The organism is Streptomyces sp. NPDC048483, from assembly GCF_040651455.1.
GTDB lineage: Bacteria > Actinomycetota > Actinomycetes > Streptomycetales > Streptomycetaceae > Streptomyces.
In genome coordinates, this window is record NZ_JBEZJZ010000007.1 from 39,946 (window position 1) to 56,111 (window position 16,166).

Annotated in this window: 17 protein-coding genes; 15 read left to right on the forward strand and 2 right to left on the reverse strand. The window is 69.3% G+C overall.

What is annotated here, in order from left to right; genetic code table 11:
* Window positions 1-14: 14 nt before the first annotated feature.
* On the reverse strand, window positions 15-395 hold the full coding sequence (locus AB0D04_RS05700; RefSeq protein ID WP_362699727.1) for an ATP-binding protein: 381 nt from the start codon (window positions 393-395) through the stop codon (window positions 15-17).
* 100 nt (window positions 396-495) lie between these two features.
* On the opposite strand from AB0D04_RS05700, the gene AB0D04_RS05705 reads away from it, so the two are divergent.
* From AB0D04_RS05705 to AB0D04_RS05735, 7 genes are all read left to right on the forward strand, one after another.
* Entirely contained in the window at window positions 496-930 is a 435-nt protein-coding gene (locus AB0D04_RS05705) for a hypothetical protein (RefSeq protein WP_362699729.1), read from the forward strand.
* A gap of 380 nt (window positions 931-1,310) precedes the next feature.
* Complete coding sequence (locus AB0D04_RS05710) at window positions 1,311-2,360, forward strand: 3-oxoacyl-[acyl-carrier-protein] synthase III C-terminal domain-containing protein (protein WP_362699731.1); 1,050 nt, start codon at window positions 1,311-1,313, stop codon at window positions 2,358-2,360.
* An 84-nt stretch (window positions 2,361-2,444) separates the two neighbouring features.
* Window positions 2,445-2,741, forward strand: a complete 297-nt coding sequence (locus tag AB0D04_RS05715; RefSeq protein ID WP_362699732.1) for an acyl carrier protein — start codon at window positions 2,445-2,447, stop codon at window positions 2,739-2,741.
* Window positions 2,741-3,964 (forward strand): beta-ketoacyl-[acyl-carrier-protein] synthase family protein, encoded by a 1,224-nt coding sequence (locus AB0D04_RS05720; protein ID WP_362699734.1) that lies wholly within the window; start codon window positions 2,741-2,743, stop codon window positions 3,962-3,964. Before AB0D04_RS05715 ends, AB0D04_RS05720 begins: the two co-directional genes overlap by 1 nt.
* A gap of 427 nt (window positions 3,965-4,391) precedes the next feature.
* The gene (locus AB0D04_RS05725) at window positions 4,392-7,058 is read left to right on the forward strand and encodes a LuxR C-terminal-related transcriptional regulator (RefSeq protein ID WP_362699736.1); all 2,667 of its coding nucleotides are present in this window, start codon (window positions 4,392-4,394) and stop codon (window positions 7,056-7,058) included.
* 162 nt (window positions 7,059-7,220) lie between these two features.
* Window positions 7,221-7,979 (forward strand): dioxygenase, encoded by a 759-nt coding sequence (locus AB0D04_RS05730; protein WP_362699738.1) that lies wholly within the window; start codon window positions 7,221-7,223, stop codon window positions 7,977-7,979.
* A 158-nt stretch (window positions 7,980-8,137) separates the two neighbouring features.
* The gene (locus AB0D04_RS05735; protein WP_362699740.1) at window positions 8,138-9,316 is read left to right on the forward strand and encodes a hypothetical protein; all 1,179 of its coding nucleotides are present in this window, start codon (window positions 8,138-8,140) and stop codon (window positions 9,314-9,316) included.
* A 283-nt stretch (window positions 9,317-9,599) separates the two neighbouring features.
* Here the strand turns inward: AB0D04_RS05735 and AB0D04_RS05740 are convergent, their stop codons facing one another.
* The gene (locus AB0D04_RS05740; RefSeq protein WP_362699742.1) at window positions 9,600-10,139 is read right to left on the reverse strand and encodes a hypothetical protein; all 540 of its coding nucleotides are present in this window, start codon (window positions 10,137-10,139) and stop codon (window positions 9,600-9,602) included.
* A gap of 535 nt (window positions 10,140-10,674) precedes the next feature.
* On the opposite strand from AB0D04_RS05740, the gene AB0D04_RS05745 reads away from it, so the two are divergent.
* The 8 genes from AB0D04_RS05745 (at window position 10,675) to AB0D04_RS05780 (ending at window position 15,537) form a co-directional block, all read left to right on the forward strand.
* Window positions 10,675-11,880 carry an AAA family ATPase gene (locus AB0D04_RS05745; protein ID WP_362699744.1) on the forward strand — a complete coding sequence of 402 codons (1,206 nt, stop codon included), beginning with the start codon at window positions 10,675-10,677 and terminating at the stop codon, window positions 11,878-11,880.
* A gap of 108 nt (window positions 11,881-11,988) precedes the next feature.
* On the forward strand, window positions 11,989-12,861 hold the full coding sequence (locus AB0D04_RS05750; RefSeq protein ID WP_362699746.1) for an aldo/keto reductase: 873 nt from the start codon (window positions 11,989-11,991) through the stop codon (window positions 12,859-12,861).
* A gap of 211 nt (window positions 12,862-13,072) precedes the next feature.
* Entirely contained in the window at window positions 13,073-13,351 is a 279-nt protein-coding gene (locus tag AB0D04_RS05755; RefSeq protein WP_362699748.1) for a helix-turn-helix domain-containing protein, read from the forward strand.
* 13 nt (window positions 13,352-13,364) lie between these two features.
* The gene (locus tag AB0D04_RS05760; RefSeq protein ID WP_362699750.1) at window positions 13,365-13,592 is read left to right on the forward strand and encodes a winged helix-turn-helix domain-containing protein; all 228 of its coding nucleotides are present in this window, start codon (window positions 13,365-13,367) and stop codon (window positions 13,590-13,592) included.
* A 17-nt stretch (window positions 13,593-13,609) separates the two neighbouring features.
* Window positions 13,610-14,062, forward strand: coding sequence for a transposase (locus tag AB0D04_RS05765; protein ID WP_362699752.1), 453 nt, complete (start codon window positions 13,610-13,612; stop codon window positions 14,060-14,062).
* Window positions 14,063-14,233: 171 nt separating this feature from the next.
* On the forward strand, window positions 14,234-14,368 hold the full coding sequence (locus AB0D04_RS05770) for a hypothetical protein (RefSeq protein ID WP_362699754.1): 135 nt from the start codon (window positions 14,234-14,236) through the stop codon (window positions 14,366-14,368).
* 51 nt (window positions 14,369-14,419) lie between these two features.
* The gene (locus tag AB0D04_RS05775; RefSeq protein WP_362699756.1) at window positions 14,420-14,839 is read left to right on the forward strand and encodes an RDD family protein; all 420 of its coding nucleotides are present in this window, start codon (window positions 14,420-14,422) and stop codon (window positions 14,837-14,839) included.
* A 293-nt stretch (window positions 14,840-15,132) separates the two neighbouring features.
* Window positions 15,133-15,537: a hypothetical protein gene (locus tag AB0D04_RS05780; RefSeq protein ID WP_362699758.1), complete on the forward strand. Its 405-nt coding sequence runs from the start codon at window positions 15,133-15,135 to the stop codon at window positions 15,535-15,537.
* Window positions 15,538-16,166 lie beyond the last annotated feature (629 nt).

A 16,166-nucleotide genomic window follows, 5' to 3' on the forward strand; every position in this document is an offset into this window, starting at 1 on the left:
CAACAAGGCAGGCTTCAGCCAAGAGACCAGGCGCGATCACTTTCCGCATACATAGGTAACGCATAGTGATGCATAGATGTGGCAGGCGCGCCTGCCATGCGAATATGCACCGGACGCGCCCGGTCCACCCGGTCGAGCAGGCTCGCACGCTCACCCATGCCGCTCAACCCGTGGCGCCCCGAGCCCGGTTCGGCGGGCCTTGGCCCCGGCCCCGGCCCGTCGTCCACGACACGCAACCGCACTCGGGACGGGCCGAACTCGAGCCGTACAGAGACCTTGGCACCCTGCGCGTGACGGCGGGCGTTGGTCAGGGCCTCCTGCACGATCCGGTACACGGTCAGTTCGAACGACGGCGGCAGGACGGCGGAGCGCGTCCCCTCGGTGTGCAAGTCCACCTCGCCGCCCCGGAGCGGTGCGCGTCCAGCAGCGCGGCGAGGGAGTCGAGCGTCGGCTGCGGCCCGACCGGCGCCGACTCCTCGCCGAGGCGGGTCAGGGGTGGCCGCGGGACTCGCCCTGGGCGCGGCGGCGCTGAAGTGGACCGCCTGGCCGCCGCTGCCCGTGGGGCCGGCCCTGCTCGCGGTCACCGCCGGGCGCCGGGCCACGGTGCGCGCAGCCGTCACGGCCTTGACGCCGACGGCTCTCGCCGTTCTCCCGGTCGCCCTCGCCGACCCGCGGACCTTCACCGAGCACCTCTTCCGCTTCCCGCTCGGCGAGGGCGGGACCGGCTCCCCGGCGGCCAGCCCGTTGCCCCGTCATCGACATGTCCCCGGCGGCGTCGTCCTCGCAGTCGCGGCGCTGGCGGTGAGCGCGGTCGTGGTGGCCGTTTCGCTCGTCACCCGTCCGCCGCGCACCACCGTCGCCGCGGCGGACCGGCTGTCCCCCTTGCCTATGCCGCCGCCGCAGCAGCCCGGGATGCGGCCGTCCGCTTGACCCACCGCGGGGGTTTGCACGGGCTCAGCCGCTTCCTCGTGGACGTGCTGGCCCGCCCCCACTGGTTCGACCTCACCGCAGCCCGCCGCGATCTGGGCTTCACTTCCCCGATCAGCGTCGCCGACGGCATCACGGAACTGGAGCAGCTGCGCAGTTCATACGGGACCGGTGTCCGGCCGTCACCACACCGCCCGCACGGCGTCGGCCGGCCCTGCGCACCGATACCGTCACCGGCCGACCCCGCCCTCTTCCCGGGGCCACACTCGTGCGGTGACGACGTCCGCACTGCAGTACGCCTTTCGGGTGGTCTGCGGCTTCGGCTGCCGGGCGGCGGCGCGTGGCCCGGACACCGCAGGTCACCACCGCTACGTTGCGGTGACGTGACAATCATCCGAGCGTGCCTGATGGGCGTAGCTGCCCACCTGCCGGAAACGTGGATTTCCACTGCGGAACGTGAGGCACAGATCGCCGCCGCCAGCACCGGCTTCACCCCTCCGGTCGGGCTGCTGACCCAGCTGACCGGCGTGGAGGGAGTACACCTGATCGGAGATGACCAACAGGCGTCCGATCTCGCTGTGAGCTCCGCGAGAAAGCTCCTGGCCGACCAAGGCACCACGGCCTCGGACATCGACCTCATGATCTTCGCGGCAGCCAGCCAGGACATGGCCGAACCGGCCACCTCCCACATCGTCGCCGCCAAACTCGGGCTCCAATGCCCGGTCTTCGATGTGAAGAACGCCTGCAACAGCGTCCTCAACGCCATCGAGATCACCCAGGCCCTGATCGCCTCCGGGCAGTACCGCACCGTGCTGATCACCTGTGGTGAAGCGCTCTCCGCCTACACCCGGCTGTGCATCCCCAACGCCAGGGCTTTCGCGCAGTGCCTGCCCTCCTACGGGTTCTCCGACGCCGGCTGCGCCCTGCTGTGGACGGCAGAAGCGGCCACCGAGGCGGGCTCCGGACGCGGTGTGCTCGCCAGCCGCTTCGCCGCCGACTCCGCAGTCTGGGCCTCAGCCACCGTGCGCACCGGCGGGACCAGAGCTGCGGTGGCTCGACCTGAGACGGAGGACGACGACGCGGCGTATTTCCGCATGGACGGCACGCACATGCGGGAGAGCGTCCGCACTCTGGCCCGCACCCAGCTTCTCCCTCTGCTGGACGACCTTGATCTGGCCTTCGAGGACTTCGCCTTCATCGGCGTGCACCAAGTAGCCCTGGCCGACCTCGACTACCTGTGCGGCCCCGAGATCGGCGTCCCCCGCGACAAGCTGGTGATCACCCTTCCTCGGCACGGCAACGTCGCCTCGGCTTCCCTGCCACTGCAGCTCTCCTACGCAGTGGAGAGCGGGATGGCGCACCCCGGCGACCTCGTCATCCTCGTCGGCCTCGCCGCCGGCAGCAGTGCAGGCGCGATGGTGATCCGGCTCTGACCCCTCTCACCACCCCGTCGGCCGCCCGGTGGCCTCCCAGAGCACACCGGGGTCACCTGGCCCCAACAACCTTTAGGAGCACGCGTGCCCTCCCTGTACGAACCCGTCAAGGCCACCCTGACCCGCCACTTCAACATTCCCGACGACACCATCCACCCCGCAACCACCCTGGAAGACCTGGGAATGGACTCCCTCGCCATGGTGGAGCTGATGTGCGTACTACAGGACGACCTGGGACTGCGCGCCCCCGACCTGGACACACTGAAAGGCAGCCGGACCACCCTCGCCGAGGCCGTGACCGCCCTTGAACAGGCCCAAGACCACCCGGCCTCCACACCGGCCGCCGACAAGCACCCCGTGGCGGAGACGGCAGCCCGGTGATGAGCACCCATGAGGTCGCCATCACCGGCATCGGACTGCTGACCCCGGCCGGGGCCGACACCGAAACCACCTGGCAAGGAGTGTGCGACGGCGTCCCCACCGCCGGCATCGACCCAGCACTGGGTGACGTACCCGTCCCGCTGACCTGCCGCGTCCCCGACTTCGACGCCGCCGCATTACTCGGCCCCGATGTGTGGCGCATGGACCGCTTCTCCCACCTCGCCCTGGCCGCCGCCCGCCAAGCGGTCGCCGACGCTCAACTCGACACCACCTCCTGGGACGGCGCCCGTGTCGCCGTGATCGTCGGAGTAGGCGCTGACAGCAAGGACACCAGCGTCGCCGGCACCCGCAAACTCATTGACCGCACCTACGCGTCGATCTCGCCCCTGACCGTCCCCCGGTCAACCGCCAACGCCGCCGCTGCCGAAATCTGCATGGCCCTCAACGCGTACGGCCCCAGCATGGCGGTGACCACCGCCTGCGCCTCCGGTGCCACCGCCCTCGGCGTGGCCAAGGACCTCCTTGCCGCCGGACGCTGCGACATCGTCCTGGCCGGCGGCACCGAAGCACCATGCCACCCCCTCACGTCACTCGCCTTCTCTCAAATGGGAGCGCTCTCCACGCGTCTGCACGACCCAGCGGGCGCAAGCCGCCCCTTCGACGCCGACCGCGACGGCTTCGTCCTCGCCGAAGGCGCCGGCATCCTCGTCCTGGAACGCGCCACGGACGCCCGCGCCCGCCGTGCCACCGCCTATGCCTACCTCAGCGGGTACGGCTGCTCCACCGACGGCTACCACTACGCCGCCGCCCACCCAGAGGGGGTCGGCATCGAACGAGCCCTGAACGCGGCCCTCGCCGACGCCGGTCTGCAGGCCACCGACATCGGCCACATCAACGCCCACGGCACCGCCACCCCGATGAACGACCGCATCGAAAGCGCCACCATCCAGCGCTACTTCCGGGGCCGCTCGCCCATCGTCAACTCAACCAAGGGCGTCACCGGCCACACGCTCGGTGCGGCAGGAGCCATCGAGGCGGCACTCACCGCGCTGACGCTGCGACACCAGTCCATCCCACCCACCGCCAACCTCGACCGCATCGACACCGACATCGACCTCGATGTCGTCGACAAAACCGCCCGCCCCTGCCGCATCGACGCCGCCGCCAGTAACTCCTTCGGCTTCGGCGGCCACAACACCGTACTGATTCTGCGGCGAGCCTGACTGCGAGCGAGAGCACCGCCCAGATTCCTGCTTTCGCGGTACGGCGAACCCGGCCGCCCGAGCGGCAGCCCAGCGCGCCCGCCGGCCATGACCGACGAGCAGATCCGTCACGCCCGCGACCTGCTCACCAGGCGCTCCGGTCGTCGGGGCGATGGCGAGCGGCATGCGGGGGGGGGGACGCGTCCGGCGCCGTCGGTGGCCTCGCTCTCGTCTGCGCGGACCGGATCGACCCGTTGCTCCTGCATAAGCCCTCCTACCTGGGCGTAGACCGTGCGGTGGCGCGGCCGTATGCCGTGCTGCGTGATGTGTAGCCGTAGCTCTGCGGCAATCCCGGGACCGGCCCCCTGGGCCGTGGTGACCGGGCATCGTCGTCCGGGTGGCTGAGTGGGCGGTGTCCTGAGGGAGGACCGTGGGGCAGGATGCTTGCGTGGTGGACTCGCGGGCGTGTGAGGCATGTGGTGCGCCGCTTCCGGGACGCTCGCGGCCGGAGCGGCCGGACGGCAGCGGGACGGGCGGCCGGCCGGCGCGGTACTGCTCCGGTGCGTGCCGCCAGCGCGCCTTCCGGGAGCGTGCCGCTGCGGCATCCCGTACGGCGCCGCCCGCGGAACTGTCGGGCCACGGTCTGCCGGTCTCGCTCGATGCGTTCATCGGGCGGGAGCGGGAAGTCCTGCGATTACGTACGCTGCTGCGATCGTCGCGGCTGCTGACGCTGACCGGCCCCGGCGGCGTGGGCAAGACGCGGCTGGCCGTCGAGCTCGCGGGCGCGGTGCGCGGCGGACGAACGGGCCGGGCCCAGTTGGTGGAGTTGGACGGGCTGCACGACGGTGAACTGCTGCCGCAGACCGTCGCCGCCGCACTCGGAGTGCGGGAGCGCGCCGGTCGGGCCGGGATCGAGGCGCTGGTCCATGCGCTGGACAAGCGCAGCACGCTGATCGTTCTCGACAACTGCGAGCATCTGGCCGCGCCCTGTGCGCAGTTGGTCGCGGCACTCCTGGCCCGCTGCCCCGGCCTGCGGATTCTCGCCACCAGCCGAGAGCCGCTCCGGGTACCCGGCGAGGTGGTCTTCCGCGTCGGCGTATTGTCGCTGCCGCCGGCCGCGGAGTATGCGGACGGGGACTGTCTGGAGGACGGCAGCCTTGCCGCGCTCGTCGGCTCGGAAGCGGTGAGGCTCTTTCTGGAACGTGCCCGCACCTCCGACGCGACGTCCGACGGGCCGACGCCCGGCGACATCCGTACCGTGGCCGAGATCTGCCGACGGCTGGACGGACTGCCACTCGCCATCGAACTCGCGGCGGGCCGGACGGGGTCGCTCCCGCCGGCCGGGATCTTGCAGGGACTGGACGATCAGCTCTCCCTTCTGACCGAGGGCAACAGGACGGGACCGAGGCGCCATCGCGAACTCGGGGCCACCATCGACTGGAGTCATCGCCTGCTGGATCCACTGGAGAGGACGGTGTTCCGGCGACTGTCCGTGCTCGGGGGCGGGTTCGACGCGGACAGTGCCACGGCGATCTGTGCGGATGATGTGGAGCGTTCGGATTGCGGCGTGGCCACCGGCCGCGCCGAGGAAGACGGCTGCGCTGAGGAAGACGGCCGCGACGACGGGCGGTGCCGCGTACGGCGGGAACAGGTGCTGCCCGTGCTGTGCGCCCTGGAATCGAAGTCCCTGATCATACGGGTGCGCGGGGACGCGCCGGATACGGCAAGGTTTCGGCAGCTCGCGGCGATCCGGGCGTACGGAATGGACCGACTCACCGAGTCCGGGGAGCTGCCGGATGTCTGGGACCGGGCTCTTGACTGGCTGTCCCGGCAAGCGGCCGAGAACGCCGCCCTGGTGTTCCCCGACGGCGCAGAGCTGGCGCTGGCCCACGAGCAGGAGAATCTCGCGGCCGCCGTGACCCGTGCCGCCGCAGAGCGGACCGACCCCCACCACACCGTGCTCGCGCTCGCCCTGGCCCGACTGCACTACCAGCAGGAGCAGTTGACGGCCGCCCGCACGCTGCTGACCGGTGCGCTGACGCGGTCGGCCGCGTACGGCTCCCAGGAGCACGGTGCGGCGCTCGCACTGGCCGCACGTGCTGCCTGCCAGCAGGCCGACCGGTCGGCGGCCCGCGCCTTCGCCGAGGAAGCAGTCGCCGTCGAACGCACCGGCCGACAACCGGACTCCGGTCAGCCACACCCCGGCCCACCGCAACCCGGCCGGCTGGCCAACGCCCTGGACGCCCTGGCGGCAGCGCACCTGTGCCGGGGCGCCTATCACGAGGCCGTCGCCGTCTTCACCGAGTGCCTGGACGTGGTCCGTACGCTGGACCGCCCGCTGGACATCGCCGTCTGCCGGCACCACCTCGCCTGGGCGCTGCTCCAGACGGGGAACACCGTGCGGGCGGCCGAGCTGATGGAGCAGTGCCTGCCCCTCCTGGAATCCAGTGCTCCGCCGGGACAGGCGGCGGCCGCTCTGCACACCGCGGGCGCGATCCGTGTGGCGCAGCGGGACTGGCACGCCGCCGAGAGGACGTTTGCCGCGGTGCTGGTGAGGGTGCCGGACGGTGAGAGCTTTCACGCGCTGTACCCGGTGGAAGGCCTCGCCATCGTGGCGGCCGAACGCGGCGATTGCGAGCGGGCGTTGCAGCTGTACGCGGCGGCCGCCGCGGCGCGGCGACGCATCGACACCGAACCGGAGGCGAGCTGGCGGGGGAAGGTGGAGGCCGCGGTGGCACGGGCCCGGAGGCGACTCCCCCCGACGCGGGCCGACGCGGCGATGGCGGGCGGACGCCGACTGCGTGGGGAACGGCTGCTGTCGTACGCCGTCCGCGGCAACGTCTCACCCGGAGACCCCGTGAACGACGGTGCGCGCGACGCCACCGCACTGGATGCCCGTTCAGGTGAACTCCCGCTCACCCAACGGGAGTCGGCGGTGGCCCGGCTGGTCGCGGAGGGCATGACCAACCGGCAGATCGCCGCCCATCTGGGCCTGTCCAAGAGCACGGTGGCCAGCCATCTCGACCGTGTCCGGGACAAGTTGGGCGTCCGAACCCGTACCCAGATCGCGGTCCGGGTCACCGGACGAGGCGGAGGCCCTGCAGGGCGGTCGTAGAGCCCAACGCCAGGCGCACCTCTAGGGGTTTCGTCACGCCCGCACACGGCCGGTCATTCGACGGATGTGCGGAGGCGAAGCGTCCACGGAGGCTGGGCGGCAGCCGGAGAGCGCTCCCCTCGCCCTCCTTCTCCCCAACCCACCTCCCGCAAAGGAAATGCGATGCGATACGCCGACGAAGCGGCCCCGGGCGATGCCCTTTCCGATCCTCACACCTCACGCCGTTCCTTCCTCAGGTCGACCTCCGCCGGGGTGACGTCGGTGGCGCTCGGCGCGAGCGTGGCCGCCTCCGCCGGCAGCCCTCCTGCGCACGCAGCCGATACGGATGCGTCGGACCCGGCGGCCCGGCGTGGCACACGTCCGCTCGCTGTCACCCCCGCCTGCTCGGGTCAGGAAACACCGGCATCCATCGAGGGCCCACTGTTCAAGCCCCGCTCCCCCGCGCGCAGCGATCTGATCACGCCGGCGATCCGCGGCGTACGGCTCGACCTCAGCGGCGTCGTGTACGACACGGCCTGCAAGCCACTGCCCGAAACGCTCATCGAGTTCTGGCAGTGCGATCAGAACGGCGATTACGACACCTCGGGCTTCTCCCTGCGGGGCCACCAGTACACCGACAGCCGGGGCGCCTACCGACTCCGCACCATCATCCCCCGGGATTACTGGGGCCGTTGGGGCCAGCGAGCCCCGCACATCCACACCCAGGTCCAGGCGTCCGGCGGCCCCGTGCTCATCACCCAGCTGTACTTCCCCGACGACACCCAGGCATACGGCAGGGACTTCACCGCCCTCAACGCCGCCGACCGGCTCCTCAACCGCGCCTGCACGATCCGCCTCACCGGCCCGGAGAACGACCGCTACGCGGGCACCTTCGACTTCGTCATCACCACCACGGTCCAGGCAGCCCCACGCACGGTCTAAGCAGCCCCACGGCATATCCGACGAGGTGGCCCAACGGGCCGCCGACGTGAGCCGGCTCGCCCTCCGGCACATTCCTCATCCGCCCCGTCAAACCGGCTCTGTCCGTCCCCCACCACCCACTCCCCCCACCCACCGTAGCCACCAGACAAGGAATCCCTATGCCCTCGCGCATCTCCTCCTCCCCGCGGCGATCGGCCCGGCTACCCCTCCTGGCGGCCCTCGCCATCACCCTGGTGACCGGAAGCCTGGCCCTGGCCGGCCAGAGCGGTGACCCGACCACGCCGGCCACCCCCACCGCAGCCACCCACCCCGCGCCCTCCCTCGACTCCACCCGGCAATCGGAGCAATGGCAGGCAACCCCCGTGCCCGTCGGGAAGGGCGATCTGACCGCCGTCGCCGCGCTGAGCCATACACAGGCCTGGGCCGTGGGCTACCGGCTCAACAGCGCCACCTCGCTCAAGGCGATCGCCCTTCGCTGGGACGGTAAGACCTGGACCCAGGAGTCCACCCTCCCCGACAACAGCTTTCCGCAGGCGCTCGCCGTCCGCTCGGCCGGCGACATCTGGGCGGTGGGCAGCGCATCGGCCCACTGGGACGGCACCAAGTGGACGGCCTACCCACTGGACAACGACCCCGCCGGCCACGTCGTCCCCGACGCCGTCACCACGACGTCCGATGGGAAGGCCTGGACCGTGGGCCGGGCCATGGGCCGATCGATCAAGGACGGCGTCCCGGCCATCCAGTCCTGGGACGGCAAGGCCTGGCACCGGCAGTCCCTGCCCGATGTCGGCAAGGGTGAACTCAGCGGCATCACGGCGGTCGCGCCCAACGACATCTGGGCCGTGGGAGCCGCCTACGCCGCCGACGAGAACGCGAAGCAGTCCGCGCTGCTGCTGCACTTCGACGGCAAGAACTGGCAACGCATGACCGCCCCCGGCCCTGGCACCACGCACAACTGGCTCGGCGCCGTCACCGCCCTCTCCGCGAACGACATCTGGGCGGTGGGCGGCAGCACCACCACCGGCGGCACGGAGCGGCCGCTCGCCGTGCACTGGGACGGCAGTGCCTGGTCCACGGCCACGACACCGGACGTGGCCGACGGCCGCCTGCGCGCCGTCGGCGAAACGGGCGACGGCGACCTGTGGACCCTGGGCGGCAAGGGCGCGGCCCCCGTCGCCCTGCGCTGGAACGCCCAGCACAGCCAGTGGGAGAAATCCACCGCCCCAGATCTCGTCGTACGCAGCTTCACCACCGTCCCCCACAGCGCCGACCTCTGGGCCACCGGCATCGCCCGAGATGGAGACCTCATTCCGACGATCACCCACCTCAAGGGCTGACTCCGGTTACGGGGTGCGCCACGCTGCACCGCCGTGGGCGGCGCCACAACACCACCCACGCCAAGATCGTTCCCCAAGCCCGCATCGATGGAGACCTGATAGCCGTGACCGCTCAGCAGCGGCACAGCCCGATCGGCGAGCAGAGGGAGGGCCACGCCGGTCAGGTCGCCGGATGCGGTGATGCCGCTGGTGGGCCGGTGAACGAGGGTGAGGTGAGACATGACGGCATCCGAAAGGAAGAGGCGGAAGGGGGGCGCGTCGTCGCGAGGCCGGGACGCTCCGGTCAGTGGCGCGCGGCATGGGCCGGGCTGCGACGGTGGCGTCCGTGCGGTCGGACAGTGCCCGGAACGGCGATACGGCGGCGGGCGCAGCTCAGCACCATCAAGCAGGCGACGGCGCCGGCCGTGGGGAGCGCGGCGGCTGTGGACGGGTGCGCGGCGAGCACTCCCGCGAGGGCGGTTGCCGCGGCTTGACCGGTGCCGACCGCGGCGATCAGCCAGGCGTACGCCACGGTGAGGGTGCCGGCGGGCGCGGGGGCGTCCACCGTCAGGAAGGCACTGGTGATCAGCGCGGTGAGGAAGAGGCCCGGCAGTGCGGTGAGCGAGGTCGCCGCAAGAGGGCCGGGGTTCGCGGTGAGCGGCAGCCAGGTGACGGCGAACAACGTTGCTGCGGAGAGGAATTGATGGGTCAGGCTGCCGGGCCGGCGGCGTCTGCCGTACAGGACGCCGCCCAGGAGGCTGCCGGTGGACAGGGCGGCGGGGAACAGCCCGGACAGCAGGGCCATGCCGTGGCGGTCGGCCATGGCGACGGCCCACACGTTCATCGCGCCCAGGGCGACGCCGACGCCGGCGACGGCGAGGAACAGCAGCCGCAGTCCGCCTGGTGCAGCGGGCCGAAGAACCGCTGGTGCGCGAGTGCGCAGGGCGCCACGCCCTGGATGGGGCGGCGCTCAGCACCATGGCCGCGCCGAGCAGGCCGAGCACCGCGGCGAGCGTCATGGCGGCGCCGGGACCGCACATGGTGAAGCGCCTATGCATCTGCCCGTGGGCGGAGAAGCACCTACTGAGCAGCCCCGTGCACCCGTAGCACCTCGCAGTCGCTGCGACCAACCTGAGCCGCTCGACCTGGCTCAGTGGCGTGAAGCGATCAGTCGCACCTCCGTCCGTGCGGGCGACTCAACGTGACGGTAGGCACTCTGTGTTACTAGTCGGTTTGCCCGTACACCTTGTGGATCACATGACAAGGTGTATAAAGGGCTGTCGTATGTGACACATAGTGCAGGTGGCTGCTGTTGGGGGGACGCGGCAGTCGCGAATTGCGGGGGCGCATTAGTGAGTCAGCAAACGCCAGCAGCCGGCATGCACTTGCGGCAACTCGGTATCACGAACTTCCGGTCCCGCTACGACGTGGACGTTGAATTCCAACCCGACATCACGCTGCTGGTGGGGGAGAACAACTCGGGTAAGTCCGATGTCATCGAGGCCCTGCGGCCGGCTACCACGCCCCTGAACCGCCGTTCCACGCGCTGGTTTGATGAGGCCGATCTGATACACGGCCGTGAGACACAAGAGCCGCAGTTCAAAGTGACCTACGACGGCTTGACGCAGGTGCAGCGCGCGCATTACATCGCTTCGCTCGACGTCGGGAATCAGCGCGCTACCTACACCACGATGTACAGGCGTGACGCTGCACGGCAGCAGATGCGGCCGAGCGTGACGGCCGGGCCCGTGGAGGGGCCGGACTCAGAGCCCGAGAAGCGTGATCAGATCGCACATGTCTACCTGACGCCACTGCGGGACGCGCAGCGGGAGCTGGACTCGTCAGACGGCAACCGGCTGCTGCGGATTATCCGCTACCTCACCACAGAGGATGAACAAGAAGACTTCCGCCGGGCCGCCAACGCTTCTCTCAGAGAGGTCAAAGGACACGGTGTTCTGACGTCGACCACCACCGAGATTCAAGGACACTTGGGCCAGTTAACCGAGTCTGTGCGCGGCCAGACGGTAGAGGTCGCGTTCGCCGAGTACGAGCTGCACCGGTTGGCCCGCAGTCTGCGGATCAAGATGGCCGAGGCGGGCATCCCGCCGACCGATCTGACCGAGTCGGGTCTGGGCTACGCCAACTTGCTCTTCATCGCCACCGTCATCCTGGAGCTGCGCAAGGCGCAGGACAGCTTGTTCGCGGCGGCCTGCCCGGGCGCCGGTAAAACCCGGGCAATGGTCGCCCGCTTCCTGAAGCGGACTGCTGAGGAGAATCGGCGCGGTGTCGCCCTGATCTCCTTCACGAACGCCGCTGTGGAGGAGGCACGGCGCCACTTCGGGTACCAGACGGATACTCTGCGTGCGCCGCACTTTGTCGGCGCCTTTGACACCATTATCCACCGCTTCCTCGTCACTCCGCTGTACGTTAAGGCGTTCAACCAGAAGCCCAACTACGAGCCGGACGGCCGGGCTCATCCAGATCTGAGCCGTCAAACCAAACGGCATCACGGCATTCGGCCTACCACCAGCCGCACGTTCACCCATGCCTCCCGCGCCCCCGCCCGGCGACGCAGAACCACGTAGCAGGGCACGGAGTAGCGCAGCAGGCGGACTTCGGGATTCCCAGCCTGACTGTCCCGTGGTGTCGGCGTGCAGTCACTACACAGTTCCCAAGTGAAAGAGATGGGTCATATGAGCCACCGGAACACTTCCCGCCTCGCAGACGCCTCCGGCACCTTTGCTCTCGGCGGAGACCTGACCGTAAACCGTCTCGGCTACGGCGCCATGCAACTCACCGGCCCCGGCATATGGGGCGAGCCCAAGGACCCGGCCGAAGCGGTACGGGTGCTGCGCCACGCCGTCGAGCTGGGCATCAACTTCATCGACACGGCCGACTCCTACGGCCCGTTCGTCAGCGAGCGGCTCATCCGCGAGGCTCTGCATCCCTACTCCGACGACCTGGTCATCGCCACCAAGGGCGGGGTGACCCGTTCCGGGCCTGATGACTGGCGCCCCGTAGGCCGACCCGAGTACCTGCGCCAGCAGACCGAGCTGAGCCTGCGCCACCTCGGCGTCGAGCGCATCGACCTCTACCAGCTGCACCGCATCGATGAGAAGGTGCCGCTCGCCGACCAGCTGGGCGAGCTCGTCCTGCTCCAGCAGGAAGGCAAGATCCGCCACATCGGTGTCTCCGAAGTGACCATCCAACAGCTCAAGGAGGCCCGCACGTTTGCGGACATCGCCTCCGTACAGAACCTCTACAACCTCGCCAACCGCAGCGCCGAAGACGTCCTTGAGTACGCCGAGCGCGAGAACATTGCCTTCATCCCATGGTTCCCCATGGCCACCGGCGAGCTCGCCCGCTCCGGCGGCCCGCTCGACGTTGCCGCCAAACAGCATGGTGCCAGCCCCTCCCAGCTCGCCCTCGCCTGGCTGCTGCACCGCTCCCCGGTCATGCTCCCCATCCCCGGCACCTCCCAGACCGCCCACCTGGAGGAAAACACCCAGGCCGCCCGCATCACCCTCACCGACGACGAGTACGACGCCCTGGCCTCCGCAGTCTGACCCGCCAGCAAGACCTCAGTGGTTCGCGATGGGGGTGCCTGGACCGTGCCTTTGTCGACGGTCACGCAATTCCCCAAAGGTTGCGCCTTTGGCTTCACGTAATTCCTCACCCATGACAGGCCCGCGGTCTGGTGTGCGGGTCAGACGGCTCAGCGGTCTTGGTGAACTGCGATGCATTTCGGGTATCTGACGTGGCAGGAGGGGGGTTGCCATGGCGATGCTGCTTCGGGTGGGGCTGTCACCGGAGCAGAGCGTCGAGCTTCGGCGGCGGCTTGGGGAGCGGGATCTGTCGGCGAATGAGCGGATGTGGCTGGAGTGTGTGCGCTTGTCGGCGCGGGGCTACACGGTGCCCGAGATGGCATCGATCGTCGAGAAGCACGAGGTCACGGTGCGCAAGGCACTGCACCGGTTCACGGACGGGGGCTTCGCCGCGTTAGCGGATGTGCCGCGTCCGGGCCGTCCGCCGCGTTGGAGGCGCCAGGAATTTTGACGCGCTGGAGGCGATGCTGGACGAGGCCGCCGCCGAGGGACGGACGTGGACGTTACCTGCACTGGCCGAATGGCTGCGTCGCGAGCGCGAGGTGGACATCGATTCGTCGTGGCTGTCGGTGCTGCTGCACCGGGATGGTTTCCGCTGGAAACGCACCCGCGACAGCCTTCGTCACAAGGCCGACCCGGCCCTCCAGGCCGCCGCGTGGGAGCGGCTGGAGGGCCTACGGCTGTACGGCTGAGGGCCAAAGCCGCGGCGATGGTCCTGGACTTCGTCTGCACACAGATCGCCGGCCTGTCCGGCGGCGTCAGCCGTCTCCACGCCCCACCGCCCACCTGGCAGCGATCCAGACCGTGCACGATCGTCATGGACAACGCCCAGATCCACCACGCCAAGGTCCTCAAAGGGCGACGTGACGAACTCGCGGCCATCGGAGTCCACCTGTTCTACCTCCCTCCCAGATCCCCTGAGTTGAACCGCATCGAGCGTGTCTGGCGCTCGGTGAAGTACGAGGACATGCCAGTCCGTGCCTACACCACTACCAACGCCTTGCGCACCGCCGTAGACCGAGCGATGACGCGGCGAGCCGCTGAACTGACACCCACCACAAGCGACTCGCTCAAGCCCGCTGAGCTGCATCCACGCGTGAAGCCCGACCTCGCCACTACACGCCTCTGCCCAGCAATTCGAACGTCGGAGGGAGAACGCTGATCGAAAGCGAGATCGTGATCGTGGACGACGACGGCACGGAGGAACCATTCGGCCCTTCAACGTGGTTCGAGTGACACCACGGGCCTTCCGCTTCAGGGGGCAGCCTGGTTGTTAGCGAACCCAGACGACTGGCTGACGTCCCGAATCGAGGGCGTGGAAGGATCCTTACCTATGTCAGCCCAAGACTTGCCACAGCAGCAGTCCCCGCAGTACCCGCAGTACAGCCAGCAGCCGTATCAGCAGGCTCCGCAGTCCCAGGGACAGTACGGGTACCAGCCGATGTATCAGCAGCCGCCTGCCCCCTAGCAGTACCAGCCAACCCCGGCCCAGGCACCGGCCGCAAGCCTGTCCGAAGCCGTGGGCGGGTTGCGTCGCACGTGTGCGAACGTGATCGACGGCGTGCTGTCCATGGCCGGCGGATACCTCGGGTTTCTCCTCGCCGGCGACCCTCGGCAGGGCGTATTCACCGCGCTCGGCGTGGGCTTCGGGTTCTCTTTCGTCAACCAGGTCCTCCTGACCCGCGTCGTCGGCGCGAGCCTCGGCAAGCTCATCACCCGAACCCGCGTGATCCTTATCACGGATGGTGGCCGCCCCCGTCTGCCTCGGCTGTTCCGCCGCTGGCTGGCCGGAATGCTCTTCACGGTGTACTCGGATGCGGTCGCGCATTTCCAAAATCTGAATCGCGGCTACCGGCCGGATTCCACGGGGCCGGATATGCCCAAGGACTTCTGCGGCATCCGTCTGGTGCATTCCGGCGGCCCGCAGGCCGCCGGCTGACGCAGGCGAGGCCCTCGGCCGCTCCAGAGGCGGCCCGATCACTAAGCTTCACCTGAGCGCGTCGGCGGCATCCCCCACCAGATTCGCCCTGCCAAGCCCCTGCCATGGCGATGCCCGAAGTTGACGCAACTTCACCAAGACCGCTTAGGCGTACCGGCAAGTCCTGCAGCAGCCACCCGTACGCGGAACCGACCGCCCCGTGACATCTCCCAAAAGTCTTTTGCCACGGCTGTCACACGCACCGGTATTCCCACACCTGTAGCAAGTGACAGCACCACCGACGCAGGGAGGCAATGATGATTACCGAACCCCGAGCTCGACGTATTGATCGGGACATCTTCCACGGAGAAGAGGAACCGCAGCACACCTTCCCGGCAGTTCTACGCCGGTGGGCCACGGGCGAGCCCTACCGGCTGGCCAGCGAAGAGTGCCGCGAAGACACCCTGATCCCCACTGCGGTCGAGGCCCAGGCCACCGGCGAGGCACTGCTGCTCGATGCTCTGTTTTCCGAGTGCGGTCTCCACCGGCCGACGCTGACCGACGGTCCGTTCGGGATCATCATGGTGCCCCCCGGTCCCACGGGATCCTGGTCCGTGTGGCGCCGCGACAGCTCGCCTGCTGGGCAGCAACAGTCCTGCGCACTGTCTCCATGGGAGCGACTCCGCTTTGGTCTGCCGAAGAACACGGCATCGCGTTGACCATCGCAGGCGCCCACGTAGTCCTCGTCGCCACGACAAAGACCGCATCCGCCTCCTGGCTGACTCCGAGGTGAGAAGTCCGATGGTCGAACTGCTCATTGCCGACCACCGCGGGAGGCCGTACCTGTACGACGCCACGGGCGGCGCCCCCTCGGCGGTCCCGTTGCGGCAATTGCTTGCTGTCCCACTTGAGTTGTGGCCGTCGGCTCCGGCCTACCGGTCGCCGGCCGCACCCGATGTGTGAGGGGCGATTGGCCCTCTCATGAGTGAGGCGGGTGACGGTCTCGCGTTTCTGGTCCAGGACTTCTCCGAAGCGCTGTGCACGGTGGCAGGAGTACCTGCCGTGCCGCTGCCCCTCCGGGCGGCCCGGGCCGCACTATCGGTTGCCGAGGAGGTGCTGGCCGAGCCGCGCTTCGACTCGCTCTTCGATGGTGGGGGATGGGCAGCCAACCGTCGCCGTGACCTGGACATCGCCTGGGTCGCCCCATACGCACGAGGCGCCCCTAATAGGGTGTTGTTTGGCCTTTTTTCTTGATGGGCAAGCCAGGCAGAGGGATCTTGACTGATCACTGGGGGGTGGGGATACGTTAAAGATCAGTCCTGGTTCTTAAAGCCCAGGCAAAGTTGAC

Bases quoted from the DNA above. Each gene is read 5' to 3' on its own strand.
- AB0D04_RS05740 (WP_362699742.1), bottom strand. From the start codon at position 10,139: ATGAACGTGTGGGCCGTCGCCATGGCCGACCGCCACGGCATGGCCCTG.
- AB0D04_RS05765 (WP_362699752.1), top strand. From the start codon at position 13,610: ATGGTCCTGGACTTCGTCTGCACACAGATCGCCGGCCTGTCCGGCGGC.
- AB0D04_RS05730 (WP_362699738.1), top strand. From the start codon at position 7,221: ATGCGATACGCCGACGAAGCGGCCCCGGGCGATGCCCTTTCCGATCCT.
- AB0D04_RS05735 (WP_362699740.1), top strand. From the start codon at position 8,138: ATGCCCTCGCGCATCTCCTCCTCCCCGCGGCGATCGGCCCGGCTACCC.
- AB0D04_RS05745 (WP_362699744.1), top strand. From the start codon at position 10,675: ATGCACTTGCGGCAACTCGGTATCACGAACTTCCGGTCCCGCTACGAC.
- AB0D04_RS05750 (WP_362699746.1), top strand. From the start codon at position 11,989: ATGAGCCACCGGAACACTTCCCGCCTCGCAGACGCCTCCGGCACCTTT.
- AB0D04_RS05755 (WP_362699748.1), top strand. From the start codon at position 13,073: ATGGCGATGCTGCTTCGGGTGGGGCTGTCACCGGAGCAGAGCGTCGAG.
- AB0D04_RS05760 (WP_362699750.1), top strand. From the start codon at position 13,365: ATGCTGGACGAGGCCGCCGCCGAGGGACGGACGTGGACGTTACCTGCA.
- AB0D04_RS05770 (WP_362699754.1), top strand. From the start codon at position 14,234: ATGTCAGCCCAAGACTTGCCACAGCAGCAGTCCCCGCAGTACCCGCAG.
- AB0D04_RS05780 (WP_362699758.1), top strand. From the start codon at position 15,133: ATGATGATTACCGAACCCCGAGCTCGACGTATTGATCGGGACATCTTC.
- AB0D04_RS05720 (WP_362699734.1), top strand. From the start codon at position 2,741: ATGAGCACCCATGAGGTCGCCATCACCGGCATCGGACTGCTGACCCCG.